This window comes from Paenibacillus sp. NFR01 (assembly GCF_900111565.1).
Classification (GTDB): Bacteria; Bacillota; Bacilli; order Paenibacillales; family Paenibacillaceae; genus Paenibacillus_AQ.
The window spans coordinates 723,816-741,353 of the sequence record NZ_FOIK01000002.1; the positions used below are offsets into that span (position 1 = coordinate 723,816).

Sequence of the window (17,538 nt, forward strand, 5' to 3'; positions counted from 1 at the left end):
CACTTTATACAGCGAGGCATGCGGTCGGCTTCCACCGTGCAATGTCCGCTTATTCGACTCCTTCGGCGTATGCAAAACATTCATGCGTTCATGCGCGGCCCTTCGGGTTCCGTCAGCTTCACCCTGCTCAGCGCAGCGCCGGCAGCTCTGCCTCTTCTAATCCGTGCAGCCGGTAACCATTGGCCACATAGGTTTCGTAGTAGACCTTGGCATTGCGGTAATAAAGCAGATCCTCCAGATGGAAGCCGCCCATCAGGTTCAGCTTTTCGGCTCCGCTTCGCCGTTCCTCGTGAACGACGCCGAGACGGTAGATCCGCGTCGTCTCGTCCACGCCGCTTGCATAGCGCAGAAACTCCGAACCGCTGTCGCCGAAGAAATATTTCTCTTCATGGCGGTGCTCCTGCGTGTATTCGAACAGGCGGACGTTGATCAGCGCGCCTTCTTCCAGCCTCAGGTACAGGCGTTTGAACAGCTCCTCCTTGGAGACGACGCCCTGGTTATCGTAAGCCGCCGCCACATTCGCGCGGCGGAGCAGTTCTTCCTCGAACGGCAGATCGAAGATATCGGCCGCCAGCAGTTCCCTGCGGCAGACGTCGATCAGCCGCTCCAGAACAGCGTCCGCGCCGCCGCTGCGCAGCAGTCCGGGCAAGCTGCCGAGATAACGGTCCCCGAACAGGGCACCGGGTCCTTTGCGGGCTTCGATCTCCTGGATGACGCCTTCGGTAATGACGGCGTAATATTCCATAATGTTCTGATCCACCGTCTCGCCGCCGCGGCCGATGCTGTCCAGCGCCAGCTGCCGGAGCTCCTCGACGAGCACATCCATCGCCTTGATCTGCGCCGTGCTTTCGGCATGCAGCCGCTCCAGCGCTTCCGCGCAGCTGCGGCAGAGGGCGAGCTCGGTCTCCAGGCGCAGCAAATCATATTTGCGGCCGTACACGCGCTCGAACAGATAATGGATCAGATTGCGCACCGTCCGCTTCTCCAGCAGCGGCACGCGCGTAAACGGCTGGCGCTCCACGCTGTCCGCGTAGAGCTGCTCCAGCTCCAGCCGCGCGGTGGCAAGCCCTGCGCGCAGGCCCGCCATGTGCTGATGCAGCGCATTCAGCACGGTGCCGCCGGCCTCGCCCTGCTCGGCCGTCCACTCCGCCAGCTGGTAGAACGTCAGCGGCGGATGGCCTTGCTCGCGGGCCGCCAGCACCTTGGCCCACTCGCGTTCCGGATGATAAGCCGCGAGCTTCGCCGCGGCTTCATCCTCGAAGCCCCGGCGGAAATACGCTTCGCCGCCGCTCCCGAAGAGCACTTCCTCGGCTTCGCGCAGTGAAAGCCGCTTCAGCTCCGCCAGCGACGGCCGTCCGCGGCTCATCAGCCCGGTCATCTCCGCGAGGCCCGCCGCGTCCGGCAGGAAGCCGGCGGCCCGCTCGCGCAGCGCCTCCGGGCTGACGCCCAGCAGCGCCTGGCGCTCGCGCTGGCTCAGCGGGCTTGGCGCGCGGAGCTCACCGGTCAGATGGCGGGCGGCATGGTACAGCACTGCCAGCGCGATCTGGCGGTTCGGCCGCCGCACGGCCGCGAACCCGGCCGACGCGCAGCCCTGCCGGCCCGTGCCGCCGCGGATGCCGCTTTTGAAGATCATGTTGTTGTACCCGCCATGCCCTGAGGCGAAATCCGCGGATGGACGGACACGGTTTTTGAGCAGGCTGATATGCGCAATAATCTCGTAATTATCATCCATGCCATGCGGCGAGGTCATGCCGCGTTCGTTTTTGTCCGAGAGCACATAGACCAGATCGAACAGCGCCGCCGGCCCATGGTTAACCGGGATGGACAGCCCGTCTTCCGTGACCAGCAGCGGCGCATGCAGCGTGTAATCCGGCTGCTGCATCCCCTCAAGCTCCCGCAGAAACGCCAGCCCCACCGAGCTGGAATAGCCGAATTGCTCGCCCTGCTCGCGTTCATTAATTAGCGCATACAGGTCGGACTGCACCGACTTGAACGATTGCGCAAGCACGGCCCGGGCCAACAGCGTAATTTGCGGCAGCAGCACATTGAGCGGATCGTCGACCCGCGTAATGATGGAGAGATGAATCACGTCGAACGAAGAGTACAGCCGGCCGTAATCCGCAATGCTTGCGGCAAGCTGGCGCAGCGCCCTGTTCAGTCCGGCCAGATACCGGCTGTCCTCGCGGAATGCCTCATACACATCGCGGCGCACGGTTAGCGGATCGCGCCCCGCCGTGTCCGGCAGCGCCGCAAACAGCACCCGCTCCTTGCCGGCTCGGACGTCTTCGTCTCGCGTTGAACCGTAAGCTGCGCCCGTTCCGGCTTGGGATAGCCCGCTTCCGATGTAACCCTGAATTCCATCTCCCAATTCAGCCGCTTCACGGCCTGCGGCACGCTCGTTGGCCGAGCCGCTTCGCCGGCCGGCGGGCCGTGATGCCGCATGCAGCGCCATCACGCCGGCCGCGTTATCCCATTTGCGCTCACAGCTGTCCAGCACAGGGCCGATGGCCGAGGCCGTTTTGTCCCCGATAAAGAGAAACAGCGCGGGGTAATGAATGCTGCTGCGTCCATCACCCTTCCTGCGCTGCGCCTCCTCCTGCGCCGCATAGCTTTCCGCGTAACGTAAAGCCTTCGCCTTCATCATCGGCTTACTTCAGCTTTCTGCGGATGCTGCCCAGCTTGCCGGTCAGGGTCTTGTAGAAGCTGTACATTTCATCCCCGTCGGCATGCTCCACCCGCTCGTATTCCAAGCTGTCGCGCGCTTCCAGGAAGGAGACGTACAACCCTTCCAGCTTGTAAAGCAGCGGCGCAACATCCTCCGATGCCGTCATCTCGGCGGCGCGGCGGGAAGCCTTGCGCAGCAGCACGCTGCGGCTCTTCTCGTCCAGCTTGCGGAAATTGCGGTACACCGCGTATTCCACGTAGCTGCGTTCCTTCATCAAATTCGCGAACGGCTCAAACGCGTCCTCATCTTCGTCGCGGTCGTAGACGTACAGCGCACCTTTTTTAACGATCGTATCGGTATAAAGCGCCTCGATGAACTGATCCAGCCAGCGGTCCTCGTCCAGCTGCTGGCGCAGGATCACGTCCAGTTCCGCAGCTTTGGCGGTTAGCGCTTCGTATTTGGCGATCTCCTCGCGAACCTTGGCGATGAGCTGCGGCGAACGGATCAGGTTCTCCTGGGCCATTTCACGGTTAATGCTGCCGAAAATATCCTTGGTGCCCGTACGCTCCAGCCCGCTCTGCCGCAGCTCCTTCAGCACATCGGCTGCCTTTTTCACTTCCCCAAGGTTCGGCCGCTGCGAACTCAGCTGCATATCGAAGCCGCCGAGCAGGTTCTCCAGATCCAGCGGTTTGGTCATGACGACGGTAAAGCGGCTGCTCGTATTTTCGTCGAGGCCTTTTTCCAGAATGACACCCAGCTCAAGCGCCTTGGCAAAATCACTGCGCACTCTGGCGTTGTAGTCGCGGACGCGCGGATTGAGGTACGTTTCGCCCCATGATTTTTCCGGGATCGGGGACGGTAGATACGTCCAGTTATCTTTTTCGGTCATCACCAGATGGCGGCCGATGCCCTCCTTGTCCAGGATGGTACGCTCGTAGTTCTCTTCATAAACCCGCAGCGGCGTGTATACGAAAAGCGGCACCCCGTTGCGCGTGTTCAGCCAGAAAATCCGGTTTTTGACCTCGCTCTCCTTGACGGTAAAATGCGATTTGCCCAGCGCGTTGTTCTGGTAATTCTTGATGCCCTTCAGGATGCCCGGGGCCTTGAGCGGCACAGAGACAAATCCCCACGACGGGAAGTGCAGGCTGCCCGAGCTGTTGCTGAGATGGAAGACCGGAACCGCATCCTCATCCAGCCGTCCGGCGATGCTGCGCTCGACGAATTTATCCAGCGGCTCTTCGCTGCCGTATTTCATCACGAGGAAATCTTCCATGGAGCGGGTAATCAGATCTCCGAACTTGTCGCTCAGGAACTCGGAAATGGAACGGACGATGTCGATCTCCTGTTCCTTGACCCAGCGGCCGGAATGCTTCAGCATTTCGCGGGAGAAGTCGCGGATCAGGTCGTCGCCGTCCTTCTGGTCCATAATCTTGGAGATCGTCGCCGAAATATCCGGCACGCTGACGATATTCCAATAGTAGGTTTTGTTGCCTTTATGGTCGGCCTGCTCTTCGCTGTTCGTCAGGATGTTGCCATTCTTCTCGAAGATCGAGCTGAGCGCGTTCAAAATCTCCGTAAACACCCCGTAAATCCGGCTGTTCTGATCGTTCAGCAGCTCATACAGGTCCTCGTAGAACTGGATCATCTGCTCCGTGCGTTCCACGTCGGCATGCAGCCAATATTCATTGATTTTAGCCTCGATATAGGCGTTTTTCTTCTTCTCCTTGGAGACAAAAGCGCTCCGCGCGTCGCCGAGCTTCTCCTCCGCACTGTCCTGCGCCGCCTCGATATCGCGCGGCAGCCGAAGCAGGCTCTCGCGCAGCGTTTCAATATACGACTGGATCAGCTTCAGGACGCAGAAGCCTCTTTCCGTATACAGCAGACGCGACACGTAAAACGGCCCCTGCTCGGGATGCAGGAAGATCCGCTCCAGCTCCTCGCCGAAACGGCTGGCGATTTCGCCCGGAAGCTGTTTTTTCGCTTTGATGTATTCCTCGCGGGCACGGGCCAGGAAGCTTTGCTCCAGCTCGGTGTCCATATCGACCACCTGGTTTTTGATCACATTGCCATGGCTGAGCCGTTCGCTGTTCTCGTAGCCCGGCAGCGGCTCCGGCACGCGGGATTCGAACGTTTTGACCATCGTATCCAGATCGATGCCCAGCTTGCGGGCCATCTTCTCGACATCCTCCTGTCCCGGCGCCTGCTGGAACATTTTGTCCATCTTGTCGAAGAGCCGGTACGCCAGATAGGTCGTCATTTCTTCAATCGGGAGCACCGCGGAGGATGCTCCGATGATGTTGTATTCATAATTGGCCGGGTAAGTCTTGTTCATCTGCGCGATATTCGTGCGGATGTTGCTGATGTAGTCGTGGATGGCGAACTCCTCGCCAGATTGTTTTTCCTCGCTGGCCATAAAGTTCGTAATGTTCTCCGCCGTTACGTTCATGCAGTAATCGTAGGCGTTCTCCAGCAGCTTGCCTTCGGTGTTGGTCGCCGAGATCAGGTGGCAGAGGTTAAACGGCGGCAGCGGCGAATTGACGGTCAGGATGTTGCCGTACTGCTGGCGGAACCGCTCGGCCCGGCTGTCCACATTCATCCAGTAATCCAGCTCTTTGAGCGCAGCGTAGCCGTTTTTGCGGATATATTCGCGCGTATGCTCGCTTAGGGACTTGTTGGCCAGATTGACGTCCGGGGTAAAGAGATACCCGAGCGTGTTGACGCGGTCGATGCCGGCGGCGCCGAAATCGCGTTCGATGATGCCGCGAACGATGTAGGCAATATCCAGGAACGTTCCGCTGCCCGTACCGCCGGAGAGGCCGGTAAGCAGGAAGACCATCAGCTTTTTGCTGGTGCCGACCGACAGCGTTTTGATCTTTTTGTCGATAGCTGCAACGACTTGATTAATTTTGGTGAACAGCAGCAGGCGTCCGGCCTGGCGCACGCCTGCGGCGCCGTTCATCCCGTCGGTGATGCTGAGTTCCGGGGACAGCCACTCCGTGATATAAGGGTCGAGAATGCTGCGGTTTTGCAGCAAGCCGCCGATTTCGGCGTTCGACAGTAGCACGAATTCGTTTTGCGGATCGAGGCCGATGCCGCCGTATTTTTTGCCGCGGTCCTGTTCGTTCGTTTCAAAAGCCAGAAACTCCACGTTGTCCGGCTTATCCCGTTTCTTCTTGGAGATCGGATCCTCCGGCAGCTTGAAGCGCCGGTTGATCTGGTATTTAAGGCGCAGCAGCGCGTCGATGCCCGTACCGCCTAGACCGATGATCAGAATCGGATTGTCGATCGTGTCTACCCTGATTTTGTCGCTGACGATTCCCCCGCCGAGCGATACGTCGAGCTGCTGAATATGTTCTCTTACTACCGGTTTCATGTTCTTTCCTCCCAAGTGAAGTGGATACTTGAATACTCCCTAGATCAAATATTCCAGCATAATGGTTTTGTCTATCGTGTGCAGAGTGACTGAAATGCGGTCACCGCTCTTCAGTTCCAGGCCGCGCGTAAGATCCGCGGTGCGCCCCGACCGTTCCACGGTGAGGCCGGCGCCGCCGCGCGCCAGCAGCCGGTCGTTTTTGCCCGGCGTAAAGACAAGTTTTTCGGTTTCTTTCAGTTCAGGCGCCAGCTGGAGCAGCTGATGCAGCGTGAATTTGCCCTTGAAGCCAGACAATTTTTTGTACTGCGGATACGTCCGCTCGCCGGTATTCCCGTCGGTGATCTCCACGACCATTTGACCGACGAACCCTTTGGCCTGTTTGGAACGGTATAACCAGAAAGCGGCTGCGGCCGCAATCAGGATGATAATGCCGCCGATGATGAAATACAGCGTCTTGGAAGATGTTTTATCGGGTGCCGTGGTCGCTTCTGTTCCTCCCGCGGTGCCGCCGGTTCCCGGAGTTGCAGCTGCGCCGCCGCCCGCATTGATCTTCACTACATCGCTTTCGCGGTAAAAGCTGCTCTCTTCGGCGCGTACTTTCAATTCATAGTTGTGGTTGTCCTTGATTTCAAATTGGCCCTTGAACTCCGCGCCCGAGTTATCCAGCGCAATCTCTTCCACTTTGCCCGTGTCGGTGTCCGTCGCGAGCAGCACCGCATTCATATCTTGATACAGGCTGCTGAGCGTTACCTGAGCACCTCCGCTGAACAGATGCGAGGAGATGTCCAGCTTGTCGCCTTTGGCATACGTTTTGGCCGGCAGCGCGTCGATTTTGAGTTCCAGATCATAGTTGAAGACGAGATTGATATCGATCTTATCCTGCGGCACGCCTTTGACCTGCAGCTTCCAGTCGCCTTGCGCCGGCTTAATCAGCTTGATCAGGCTGTAGGTCGACGACTTCGAGAGCAGAATATCGCTTGATGGTATGACGGCTTCTTGTCCGGAAGGATCGGTCAGCTTGGCCGTCACCGGCTTGGAGGACATAATGGAAATATTCGCTTCCAGCACGCTGCTGTTGGGGACGTTGACCGTCACTTCCTGGTAATCGCCGTTTGCCGTGATCGACTGCACCGGCACCACTTTCAGCTTCAGATGGCTGGCGAAAATTTCACTCAGTATCTGCGGCAGATCATCGGCTGAGTCGGTCGTAAACGCTTTGCCGCCCGTTTGCTGCGAAATATCCGCGAGAATGCTCTTGTTCAGCTTGCCGTCGGCGTTAAGGCCGATGGTATAAACCGGGTATCCCTTTTGTTTGGCGGTTTCGACCGCTGCCTTCAGCTCCTGGTCGGATTCACTTTGCGTCCGTCCGCTTGCTTCGTTCAGGTCGTTATTGCCGTCTGCCAGCATGACGATCATCGGCTCGTGGCCGGGATCGCTGCCGTTCTCCAGCACCTTGACCGCTTCCTCCATCCCCACGGCAATATCCGTATAGGCGCCGCGGTCGAGGCCTTCGATAAAGTCCTTCAAATCCTGTTTGTCTTGCGCCGATCCGATGGAGAGCAGCGCCTTCTCCCGCTGCACTTTGTCGGTATACGCGACGATGCCTACCTTGTCGCCCTGCGCCGACAGCATGTCTATAAACATCTTCATCGCCTCGCCGGCGATGTTGTTTTTGTCGCTTTTATTCATGGAATTGCTGACGTCCAGCAGCAGCACGGCATCGATATGGGACGGGCCCGCCGCGGCGGCATGGGCCGGGGTTTGCCCCCAAGGGGCGGAGAACAGGCATAAGGCCAGGAAGATGACCGGCAAACTGCGCAGCAATCCTATTCTCTTCATTCGTTGTTGCGGTTGTGTACGAAGCATAAAAATGGCTCCTCTTGTGTAGTTTAGGGCATATACTCAGAAGCGGCACTCGTTCGCTAATTTCTGTAAATAGTATGCCATTATGATATAATTAAACCCTGTAAACATCAACTTTAAGGCCTTCGGGCGCTGTTCCCGGAAACTATGAATTCATAATGAAAGGAAGAGTTTCATGGTTTCATACGTTATTCTCGGCATAACGTTTCTATATGCCGCATTCCGGCTTGCAAGGTATGCTTCCCGGCTGCGCAAGCCGCTGTCCCGTGAAGAGATCGACGAAAGGCTGCTTGCTGCACTGAACGGAGGCCAACATGCCGGCAAATAAAAAACGCCCTGTCACCCTGCGCCCGTTCAAGGCCCCGCGTTACGCCTTCGACAAGCTGCGGCGCTGCCGCCATTGCGGCCAATATACCGCGCTCGGCGGTGAACGCTGCATCAAATGCGGCCGGGCCAGCCTGATTCCCGTCGAGAAGGATGCCGCCCATATCACGCGAAACCGGATGCAGACCCGCATCCTGCTCATCGTGCTGCTTACCCTCGCGTCGGTGTATTTCGGCCAAAACCTGCAGCAGATGTTATTATGCGGTGCCGGAGGTTTAGTGCTGGCTCTGCTGCTCTTCTGGATGCAGCGCCGTGTGCGCGCGAACGAGAATCTCGCCGCGCTGAACGAACTGCTCGGCAAGAATATCGGCCTCGTCCTGGAAGGGCTCGAAGCGGACCGGCAGGAAGCCGTTTCCGTCCTGCGCGAAAATGATGTGCTCGCCTATGAGAAGCTGCGCGAGATTGCCGTGCTGCTGCGGGGGGACCGGATCTCGCGGCAGCGGGTGGCCCTGCTTCACGGCTTCCAGCTGCGCAAGGACATGGATTTGGAGCTAGAGCAGCTGCTTCTTAAGGATTTCGAGCCGCTCCTTGCCGAATATATCGGAGAAATCGCCAAAATCCAGCCCGAGCTGATCAAAGACCGGACGCTGCGGTACGTGAAGGCGCATGAAAGCGAGATTCTCGCCATGGAAGACGGCCTCGCGATCATGACCGGCGTGGCCGGGGCTGCGGTGCGCATGAAGCGTTACGCCTTGCTGTATTCCGCCATGATCGGAAGATACATAGCCGTTCTGCCGAAGGACCGCTTCCTGCGGCTGTCGAAGCTGATTGCCGCCAGCCCCCACGAGCCGTGGAACGGGCTCGATGCCAAGGTCGCGGAAATCCGCGAGTCGCAGTACCGCTGGGACCCGGATGTGTAATCCTATTTTTGAAATATAAGATGAAAAAAACGGTGAAAAGAAGATAATTTCCAAATTCATCTTATAGAAGCCGATAGCTGAAAAAAGGGGCTGTACGTATGACGATCAAACAGGCCTTGACCCTGCGCGGAGCGATTATTCTATTATGTATCGTTATGCTTGCGCTGCTGGGACAGAAGGCCTTTCGGATCGAGGACAAAATTCAGGACGTGCGCGAAGCCGGCCGGCTGTATGCCTCCGGCGACCTGATTGCCGCGGAAAGCGCCTACCGGATCGCGGCGGACAATTTCTCCATTCATTATAAAGAAGCGTTGATCGCTGCCCGCTTGAAAGAGCTGGCCCCGATTACGGAGATCCGCACGACGCTTTCCCGGGTGAAGGCCATGACGTTAAAGCAAATGAAAGACGGAGATTTCCCCGGATTTATGGAAAGCTACGCTTCCGTCCTGAGCCTTAAGGGGAAATATATGAAAACCGGGAGCTCCTATGAATCTTATTATCGCCAGCTTTCGGAAGATTCAGGCGTTTCGCAGCTGCTCGCCGCCGGTTTTCAGGCGTTCCGGAAGCAGTTTCTGGCCGAGCTTGCAGATCGCATGAATGCTTCCGGCAACGGAGGAGGAACCGTTGCCGGCGGGACGGACGACAGCTTCAAGTGGAACCTGCTCCTCATTCCCGATGCCTATTACGGCTCGGCCGGGGAGAAGGCTGCGCTGCTCGCCGAACGGTTTGCAGCCTATGACACCGCCTTGCTGAAGACGCTGGCCGGTGCGGGCAGCTTCCAGCCGCTGCTCGACAGCGCCCTCTCCTTGGCGGAGGCTTACAAGATGCACGACTATGACGCAGCCTGGGTGCAGAAGCAGACGGATGAGAGCGTGCGGATGATCCTCGGCAAGGATCTGGACGGCGATCAGGCGGCCGCCTTTTCCGGCCATGCCGCCGCGTACCGTAAATATGCCTCCGCCGCCGGCATCGCCGGCTCCAAGCCGCTCACTTATATCGAGAGCAATGCGGCAAAGCTGCTTAAACGGGCCGCCCGCTGGGTCGCGCAAGGCAAATACGCCGAAGGCATCGAACTGTACGCTGCACTTTCGCCGCTGCAGGACACCTCGGCGGAAACGGCGGCCGCAAAGTCGGCCTGGGATGAAGCCGAGCCGGTGCGCTTGCTTCCCGGCGGCACCGAAGAAGGGAAATATAGCCAGGTGGCCGTTGTCCGGGGCCGCTACGGCGCGAAGGTCGCTGTAGCCGGCATCGACAGCAACGGACAGCTGTATTATGCCGAGATGAGCGGCGACGGGACCGTGACCACCCAGGCCGGCGACATGCTTGCCGATGCGGCGAAGCTGCGGCAGCTCCGCTTTGACGACCGGCTGTCGGCTTACACGGAGGTGCCGGTCGTCATCGCCGAAACGGGCCGCGAAGACGGGCGGATCGCCTTTACCGGCTACGCCATCCGGCCCGAGGGCATCTCCCGAATGCTGGCTTTCGCCGGCGACGGTTATGCACTGAACACGGATGACGGCTCCATTACCGTAACGAATGCGGCGCTGGACGACGGAACCGCCGGCCCGGATGCGGTATACCGCGAGACGGACGGCGTCTACCAATTCGCGGAAATCGTTCAGGATTATCCGCTGACGGATGCCTCCTTGCTGGAACAGCTTCCTTTTGAAAACATATCGCTGTACGGCACCATTTATACCGATTCCAGCGGACAAAGCGTGCTGGACGCCAATGGCCGGAGCGTGCTGCTGCAGTGGAATACGGAGCCGGTCACCGATCTTGCCGCCGTCAGCGGACAATTTCAAAGTAACTACGGCATGACGGAAACCGAGTACGGACTGGAATCCGTACCGATCTTTGTTGTCGATCAGGTAGGCAGCCTCAATCTTCAGATGCCTTAACCCGGCCAGGCCGGAATTATGGAAAAGACGCAAGAAAACGGGCGGCAATGCCACAGTTCTCTTGCGTCTTTTTGTTGCGGGATGCCACTGCTCTCACTGTTCGCCGACTAGATCCGTTTGGCCCGTCCGGCCGTCAACCTGCCGATGCGGCTCCGGGTATACGCCAGCTTGGCGCCAGCCTTCACGGACTGCTTGACCTCGCCCAGGACCGCCTTCGTTTCCGCCGAGGCCTCCTTCATGCGGCCAAACTCCGATTTAAGCCTAGCGGGACGGCGTTTGACCGCGGCTACCGTCTGCTGAACCTGCGCCTTCAGCTCCTGCGCCGGCTCCTGCAGCTGTTTCACCGACTGCTTAACGCCGTTTAGGGACTGCTTGAAACCGTCCAAGCTCTGTTTCATTTCTTTAAGCGGATTGCCCATCACCGATTCCTCCCCGAGGTCCTTTACCGTTTATTACCCGGATCGGCGGGAGGGGCATCTCCTGCACCCTGCGGATTTCCTTCGGGCAGTACCGTGACCTTAACGCATCTGGCCCTCAGACGACCTCGCTTTGCATCAGCAATCCGTTCCAGGCCGGAACGGGCCTCAGCACCATTTGCAGGGCGCGGAACACGTTGGCTTCCGTATACGCATCCTGCCGCCCCCGGCCCAAATGCTCGCCGAGCAGACGCAAACCGGCATACCGGGTAGCGGCGCCATATAGGGCGATAAATCGTTCCTCCGGAATTTCAAACCCGAAAACGCTCAAATAATTGCGGTAAGCCAGCGCATCTTTCAGACCGGAGCAGTGCAGCGGCAGGTCCAGAAACAGCGATCCGTAACGGGCATCCTCCCAATCCGCAAAATACACTTCGCCCTGATCGTCCGTCAGCACGCCTTCCGGGTTAAGGCTATGATGAATCATCGTATAGGTATCCACCGCTGCGAGGCAGGCTGCCATTTCGGCGGCAATGCCCTCCGCGGCGTCTTCCACCCGGGCCAGCGTTTCTTCCCCGTATCTCGTCATCCGCCCGGCAAAATCCGGCTCCCGGTGCGCTGCCTCCCAAGCCTCCCGCCATCCTTGTTCCACGGTTCCTGCGATATACGTAAGGTCGGCTTTCGGCAGCCAGGGCAGATCCTGTAGGCAGCCCAGGTTGGCGACATGGATGTAAGCCAGAGCCTGCAGCCGCTTCTCCTTAACCTTTGTCGGATCAAGCAGCGCCGGATCGGCTCCATGAGCAACATCCTGAACGACGAGCAGGCTACGCTCCTTGCTGAGCGGGCAATTCGACAAGCTGTAAGGGACATTGGCCGCCTGGGAATACAGCCGCGACAGTGCAGAACGTTCAATAAAGGTTGCCTGCTTGGACAATAAAGTAATCTCCCGGTCCGGTTGTCCATCCGGGCCTTCCGTTTCCGCCGCCATCCTCAGCTTTACCTTATGGGCATAAGCAAACCGGCCGGTCCCGGGAATGCTCACCACCTCCGTCACCTCGGCTTCAGGCGATACAAAGCAATACACCGTGTCTTTCAATAATCCAATAAGTTTGACATCATTGTTCATACGGCGATCTTCCTTATCCATTTATCGAACTGGCAGCGTGAACACGCGTTTTCCGGACAACATAGGAAAATTATACCACGCCGATTGCCGGGCGATTAGGAAAAATGCCGCAGAAATCGGGTAGTTTTACAAAATTTCTTGCGCATTTCAAGTTAAATCGGCATATAAAATGCTTTCGTCCCCGTTTACGGTCTCCGCTTCAAGGTTGCCGTCCGCATTAAACCAATATCCGCCCCCGGGAAAATCTTCGTCGACCGTGCGGCCCGCTTGCGTGGCTACAGCTATCGGGATTCGCAGCTCTGCCGCGTACACTCCCAACTGATCGATGCATTTGCCGCGCCACCAGTTGAAGCCCGAGGACCAGTCCCGGGTCTCCTGTGCCCCGTACAGTCCGGGGGCCGCGAGTTCAAATACGACTTCCGCCCCTTGGGCCGCATGTTCCTTGAAAATATCCCGGTCATCGATGTCCGCACATACAGCCAACCCGAAGGTCAGTCCGGAAACGCTGAATACCGGCAGACGGTCGCCGGGCGCAAACCACGCCTCCTCGCCGTCTTTAATGGTCTTCTTCCGGTAAGTACCCAGCAGGCTGCCGTGATCTGCAACGAATTGCGTGATGAACGGCTTGCCCGCCGGATTGTGCTCCACCAGGCCGGCGATCAGGCAGACGCCGTAACGTCCGCTGATCTCCACAGCTTCAAGAATCGCCGGATGCTCCATGCCGATCACGGCCTCCGGATATTTGCCGGGATCGATATACCCTGTAATATTCATTTCCGGGAAGCAGACGATTCCGGCCTCCTGACTGCTGCTTTCCGCCACGAAGCGTTCCATCGCCTTCAAATTTTGCGCGATAGCGGCTTTTTCGCTTCTCATCTGAACCAGAGCAATACGGTAAGTTTGTCTTTCATCCATTTGCTAACCCCCTCCAGGTTTCTTCATAAATTAACGCCGAAGCTCCGGGCATCGGCAAATCGTTGGATACCTGCCATGTAATAATAACAAGATCCGAATCTGATTTTTGGGAAAGTTTTACTATAATTATAAGGGTACATCCGTTTGCGAAAAGTAAAAAGGGACGCCGCGAGGCGTCCTTTTTGTTGTTATTACGGAAAAAGAGCGGGGACCGTCCCCGCTTATTCCGCCTGTTCCGGCTGCCCGGCCGGCAGTGTGTGCGGTCCCGAAGCGGCGTACGCCTGGAGCACGGACTCCAGCAGCCCGGGAAAACGCGCCTCCAAATCTTCGGTGCGCAAAGAGATGAGCCGCTGCGTGCCTTGAGCGCGGGTATAGACGACGCCCGATTCGCGCAGGGTGCGCAAATGATGGGACATGGTCGATTTGGCGAGGCCCGCATTAAAGCTGCTGCAGGATTGCTCGCCGGAATCCCGGATTTCGGATACGACATATAAACGAACAGGATCGCTCAGTGCGTAAAGCACGGAGGACAGCTGAATGTCCTTGCGGTCCGGATGATAAAGCATTTTCATGCGTTGACGCCCCTTCGCTGTGCAAAATGGCCTGGAATAGCTTATGGAATATCCTAATTGCATTTTACAGCAACGCATGCTATATTTCAATTGTTCGCAAGTAATCGAACTTTAAAACAATAGAAGGAGTGGCTTTCATGGACTCATTGCAACATACATCGGCGGCTGAACCGCCTTGCGCCGAGCCGGCGGAACCCGCTCTTGCCCATGAAGGGCTTTTGACCGTTCTGTTGAGCATCGCTGTTGTACTCGTACTGATGAACACAGCGATGTTCAACCTGGCGCTGCCCGACGTCTCTGCGCGTTTCGGCATCAGCGCCGCTTCGGCTTCCTGGATCGTCACCGGGTACTCGATCGTCTTCTCGCTGGCTTCCATCACGTTCAGCCGGCTGTCCGATTTTTTGCCGATCCGCAGGCTGCTGGTTACGGGGCTCCTTGCGCTTGGCCTGGCGGCCGTCGCCGGTTTCTTCAGTACCAGCTTTCTCTATCTGCTGGTGGTGCGCATCGTGCAGGCCAGTGGAGCGGGCGCGATTATCTCGCTATCGATCATCTTGTTCACCCGCTATATCCCGCTCTCGCGCCGCGGCAAAGCGATGGCTGCGATCACTTCGTCCGTAGCGCTTGGCCTCGGGCTTGGACCGGTCGCCGGCGGGGCGATCGTCGAATACCTCGGCTGGCGCCTGCTGTTTGCCGTAACGGCTGCGGTTCTGCTGCTGGTGCCGTTATTTGTCCGGCTGCTGCCGAGGGAGACGACCGGCAAAGGCAGCTTTGACGCACTAGGCGGACTCTATATCGGCGTCGGGACCACCTGCCTGCTGCTGTTCCTGACCAACAACAACTGGTATGCCCTGGCGGCCGGCCTGCTTGCCTTTGCGCTGTTCGTCCGGCATATCCGCGTGACTCGGGATCCGTTTGTGCTGCCGGTTCTCTTCCGCAACCGACCCTATCTCGTGTTATCGCTAATCGGTATTGCTTCCTACATGTGCAGCTTCTCGACCTTGTTCCTGCTGCCGCAGATTTTAACGCATCATTTCGGCTTCAGCGCCAGCCATGCCGGGCTGATCATCTTTCCGGGCTCGCTGCTGTCGATCATCGTCTCCCGGATGATTGGGCAGACGATTGACCGCTACGGCAACGGGATACTGCTCCGGTATGCCCCGCTGCTGGTGTTTGCGGCGACCGTGCTGTTCGCCGTCTTTACCAGCCGCTCCTGGCTCGGCATCCTGTTTGTCAATATGGCCATGAGCTTGTCCTTCAGCATGCTGTCCAGCAGCGTATCCAATGAAATCTCCCGTCTTCTGCCGGATCCGCAGATCGGCTCCGGCATCGGGCTGTTTCAGCTGCTGCAGTTTTTCAGCGGCGCCTTCAGCGTGGCACTCGCCGCCAGCGCCATGAAATGGCAAAGCGGTCTCCCGCTGGCTGCGGCATACACCAACATTTATTGGGGCCTGTCGATGGCCGCAGTCATTGCCATCCTCTCAGCATTTATATACCGCCGGAGCAGCGGCAGCCGCCGTCTGGCCGAAACCTAAACGCAGCAACAAAAAGGAACCGCCCGCGGGATGACAACAGCTTGTGCTGTTATCCCGCGGGCGGTTTTTAGAATGCACCGTTTATTGAATTGAACATTCCACGGCTTGCCCGATCAGCCGCCTACCGTTCCTTCACCGGTTCCAGCAGCTGCAAATGGTACGGATTTCCGCCGCCGTCCGGCCGGTCATTGCGGATATGCGATCGCTGATCACGGCTTTGATCTCCTTGAGCGAAATCCCCATTTTGTGCAGGCCCGACAATCCGAATCGCAGATTGTGCTGATATGGATTGGTCCGTTCATCCGGATTCCCCTTTCCGAGCTCTAAGGGTATTGTAGCACTTGACGCAGCGGCAACTTCAAGCCCTTCTTGTCTCTTTTTTCACGCAAAAAAGAGCGGCTCCGGCAGCCACATTTAGGGCCGGGAACCACTCTTCCGGGATTGCTGCAATTTTATCGGCGGTGCTTAACCTACGTTCAGCAAAATCTCGTCTTCGCTTTCGCTGCTGTTGAACGCCTCGCGGTCGAATTCGCCTTCCGATTTGGCGACAAGCAGCGCGGTTACGGCGGTGCCGGTCGCATTGATGGCCGTCCGGCCCATATCGATCAGCGCCTCGACGCCGGCGACAATGGCGATGCCCTCCAGCGGCAGACCGAGCGCGGTCAACACAACGGTCGTGGAGATTACCGCAGGTCCAGGTACGCCGGCCACTCCGATGGAGGAAATGATGCTGACCAGCACCAGCGTCACATAGTCGGTAGCGTTCAGGTCAATACCGAACACTTGGGCGGTGAATACCGCAACGATTGCCGGCCATACGCCGCCGCAGCCGTTGAAATTGACCGAAGCGCCGAGCGGGGCGACGAAGCTGGCGATTTTCGGCGAGACATGCAGCCGCTTCGTGATAACCTCCAGATTTACCGGCAGCGTGGCATAGCTGCTCCGCGTCGTAAACGCGACCGTGATGGTGGGGTACACCTTGCGGAAGAAGCGCAGCGGGTTGACTTTGGCCACCAGCAGTACCAGTCCGCCGAAGACAAGCACAAAATGCAGAATCAGCGCCGTGTAGGAAGCGAGGATGACATTCCCCAGCTCCTCCAGCGTTCCCCAGCCGTACCGCGCCGTAATGCCGGCTATCAGGGCGAACACCCCATATGGCGTAAGGCGGATCACGAATTTCACGACCTGATGCAGCACCTGCGTGAGCGATTCGATCAAATCGCGGACAGGTTTAACCGCCTCCGGCTTTTTCGCGCCCACTTTCAGAATGGCAACGGCCAGGAAAATCGCAAAAATCAGAACCGGCACCACCTTACCCTCCGCAGCTTCATTGAACGGATTGGAAGGCACGAGATCCAGAATAACCTGGGAAAAGGTTGGAATTTCGCGTGCAGTAAAGTCGGCGGGAACCGCCTGCTGAATACCGTGGCCGGGATTGAAAAGCAGCGCCACGCTGAGGCCGATGACGGAAGCGATGCCGGTCGTTCCCAGAAACCAGGCAAAGGTTTTGGTGCCGATTTTGCGTAAGTATTCCAGGCTCGACAGCGAAGAAATGCTGTTTAGGACAAGAATGAAGACAAGCGGGATGACCAGCATCCGGATCAGGCTGACATAGATGCTCCCAAAGGTCGTAATGGCCTGCGTCTGAAGCTCGAACGTTTGAAAAAAGATGCCTGCGAGCAGACCGATACCGAGTCCGATCAGCACCCGTGTACCGAATCCGACCCGTTTGCGGGCCAGCCCGTAAAGCAGCGCGAAGACAAAGACGGATACCGTGAAGCCATACCAGTTGGTCTCGATGGCGGACAATAAATTGTTGTCGATATTGTTCATTTCTGTGAAATACCCCCTATGCCTACTTTTTCGATGCGAATAATGTGACCAATGTACAGGGAATATTTAGCTTTGTCAATGGCGTATTTTCAGGGAAA

The 17,538-nt window shown here is 57.8% G+C and carries 12 protein-coding genes; 4 read left to right on the top strand and 8 right to left on the bottom strand.

Annotation, left to right across the window (positions count from 1 at the left end):
• Positions 1–127: 127 nt before the first annotated feature.
• The 3 genes from BMW84_RS14445 to BMW84_RS14455 are packed head-to-tail and all read right to left on the bottom strand — an operon-like array spanning position 128 to position 7,904.
• Positions 128–2,644 (bottom strand): transcription initiation factor TFIID, encoded by a 2,517-nt coding sequence (locus BMW84_RS14445; RefSeq protein ID WP_091069574.1) that lies wholly within the window; start codon positions 2,642–2,644, stop codon positions 128–130.
• A gap of 4 nt (positions 2,645–2,648) precedes the next feature.
• The gene (locus BMW84_RS14450) at positions 2,649–6,038 is read right to left on the bottom strand and encodes a tubulin-like doman-containing protein (RefSeq protein WP_091069576.1); all 3,390 of its coding nucleotides are present in this window, start codon (positions 6,036–6,038) and stop codon (positions 2,649–2,651) included.
• A 39-nt stretch (positions 6,039–6,077) separates the two neighbouring features.
• Positions 6,078–7,904 carry a vWA domain-containing protein gene (locus tag BMW84_RS14455; RefSeq protein WP_091069577.1) on the bottom strand — a complete coding sequence of 609 codons (1,827 nt, stop codon included), beginning with the start codon at positions 7,902–7,904 and terminating at the stop codon, positions 6,078–6,080.
• A 172-nt stretch (positions 7,905–8,076) separates the two neighbouring features.
• On the opposite strand from BMW84_RS14455, the gene BMW84_RS24840 reads away from it, so the two are divergent.
• The 3 genes from BMW84_RS24840 (at position 8,077) to BMW84_RS14465 (ending at position 11,046) form a co-directional block, all read left to right on the top strand.
• On the top strand, positions 8,077–8,229 hold the full coding sequence (locus tag BMW84_RS24840; protein WP_175498819.1) for a hypothetical protein: 153 nt from the start codon (positions 8,077–8,079) through the stop codon (positions 8,227–8,229).
• Positions 8,216–9,145: a hypothetical protein gene (locus BMW84_RS14460; RefSeq protein WP_091069579.1), complete on the top strand. Its 930-nt coding sequence runs from the start codon at positions 8,216–8,218 to the stop codon at positions 9,143–9,145. Before BMW84_RS24840 ends, BMW84_RS14460 begins: the two co-directional genes overlap by 14 nt.
• Positions 9,146–9,243: 98 nt before the next feature.
• On the top strand, positions 9,244–11,046 hold the full coding sequence (locus BMW84_RS14465) for a hypothetical protein (protein ID WP_091069580.1): 1,803 nt from the start codon (positions 9,244–9,246) through the stop codon (positions 11,044–11,046).
• Between the two features lie 107 nt (positions 11,047–11,153).
• Here the strand turns inward: BMW84_RS14465 and BMW84_RS14470 are convergent, their stop codons facing one another.
• The 4 genes from BMW84_RS14470 to BMW84_RS14485 form a co-directional block, all read right to left on the bottom strand.
• The gene (locus tag BMW84_RS14470; protein WP_091069582.1) at positions 11,154–11,465 is read right to left on the bottom strand and encodes a hypothetical protein; all 312 of its coding nucleotides are present in this window, start codon (positions 11,463–11,465) and stop codon (positions 11,154–11,156) included.
• Positions 11,466–11,580: 115 nt separating this feature from the next.
• Positions 11,581–12,588: a phosphotransferase gene (locus tag BMW84_RS14475; RefSeq protein WP_091069584.1), complete on the bottom strand. Its 1,008-nt coding sequence runs from the start codon at positions 12,586–12,588 to the stop codon at positions 11,581–11,583.
• Between the two features lie 147 nt (positions 12,589–12,735).
• The gene (locus tag BMW84_RS14480) at positions 12,736–13,503 is read right to left on the bottom strand and encodes a carbon-nitrogen hydrolase family protein (protein WP_091069585.1); all 768 of its coding nucleotides are present in this window, start codon (positions 13,501–13,503) and stop codon (positions 12,736–12,738) included.
• A 221-nt stretch (positions 13,504–13,724) separates the two neighbouring features.
• The gene (locus BMW84_RS14485) at positions 13,725–14,075 is read right to left on the bottom strand and encodes an ArsR/SmtB family transcription factor (RefSeq protein ID WP_091069587.1); all 351 of its coding nucleotides are present in this window, start codon (positions 14,073–14,075) and stop codon (positions 13,725–13,727) included.
• A 137-nt stretch (positions 14,076–14,212) separates the two neighbouring features.
• Here BMW84_RS14485 and BMW84_RS14490 point away from each other — a divergent pair, with 137 nt between their 5' ends.
• The gene (locus BMW84_RS14490; protein ID WP_091069589.1) at positions 14,213–15,607 is read left to right on the top strand and encodes an MFS transporter; all 1,395 of its coding nucleotides are present in this window, start codon (positions 14,213–14,215) and stop codon (positions 15,605–15,607) included.
• 465 nt (positions 15,608–16,072) lie between these two features.
• On the opposite strand, the gene BMW84_RS14495 is transcribed toward BMW84_RS14490, so the two are convergent.
• Positions 16,073–17,440, bottom strand: coding sequence for a dicarboxylate/amino acid:cation symporter (locus BMW84_RS14495; protein WP_175498820.1), 1,368 nt, complete (start codon positions 17,438–17,440; stop codon positions 16,073–16,075).
• Between the last annotated feature and the right edge of the window lie 98 nt (positions 17,441–17,538).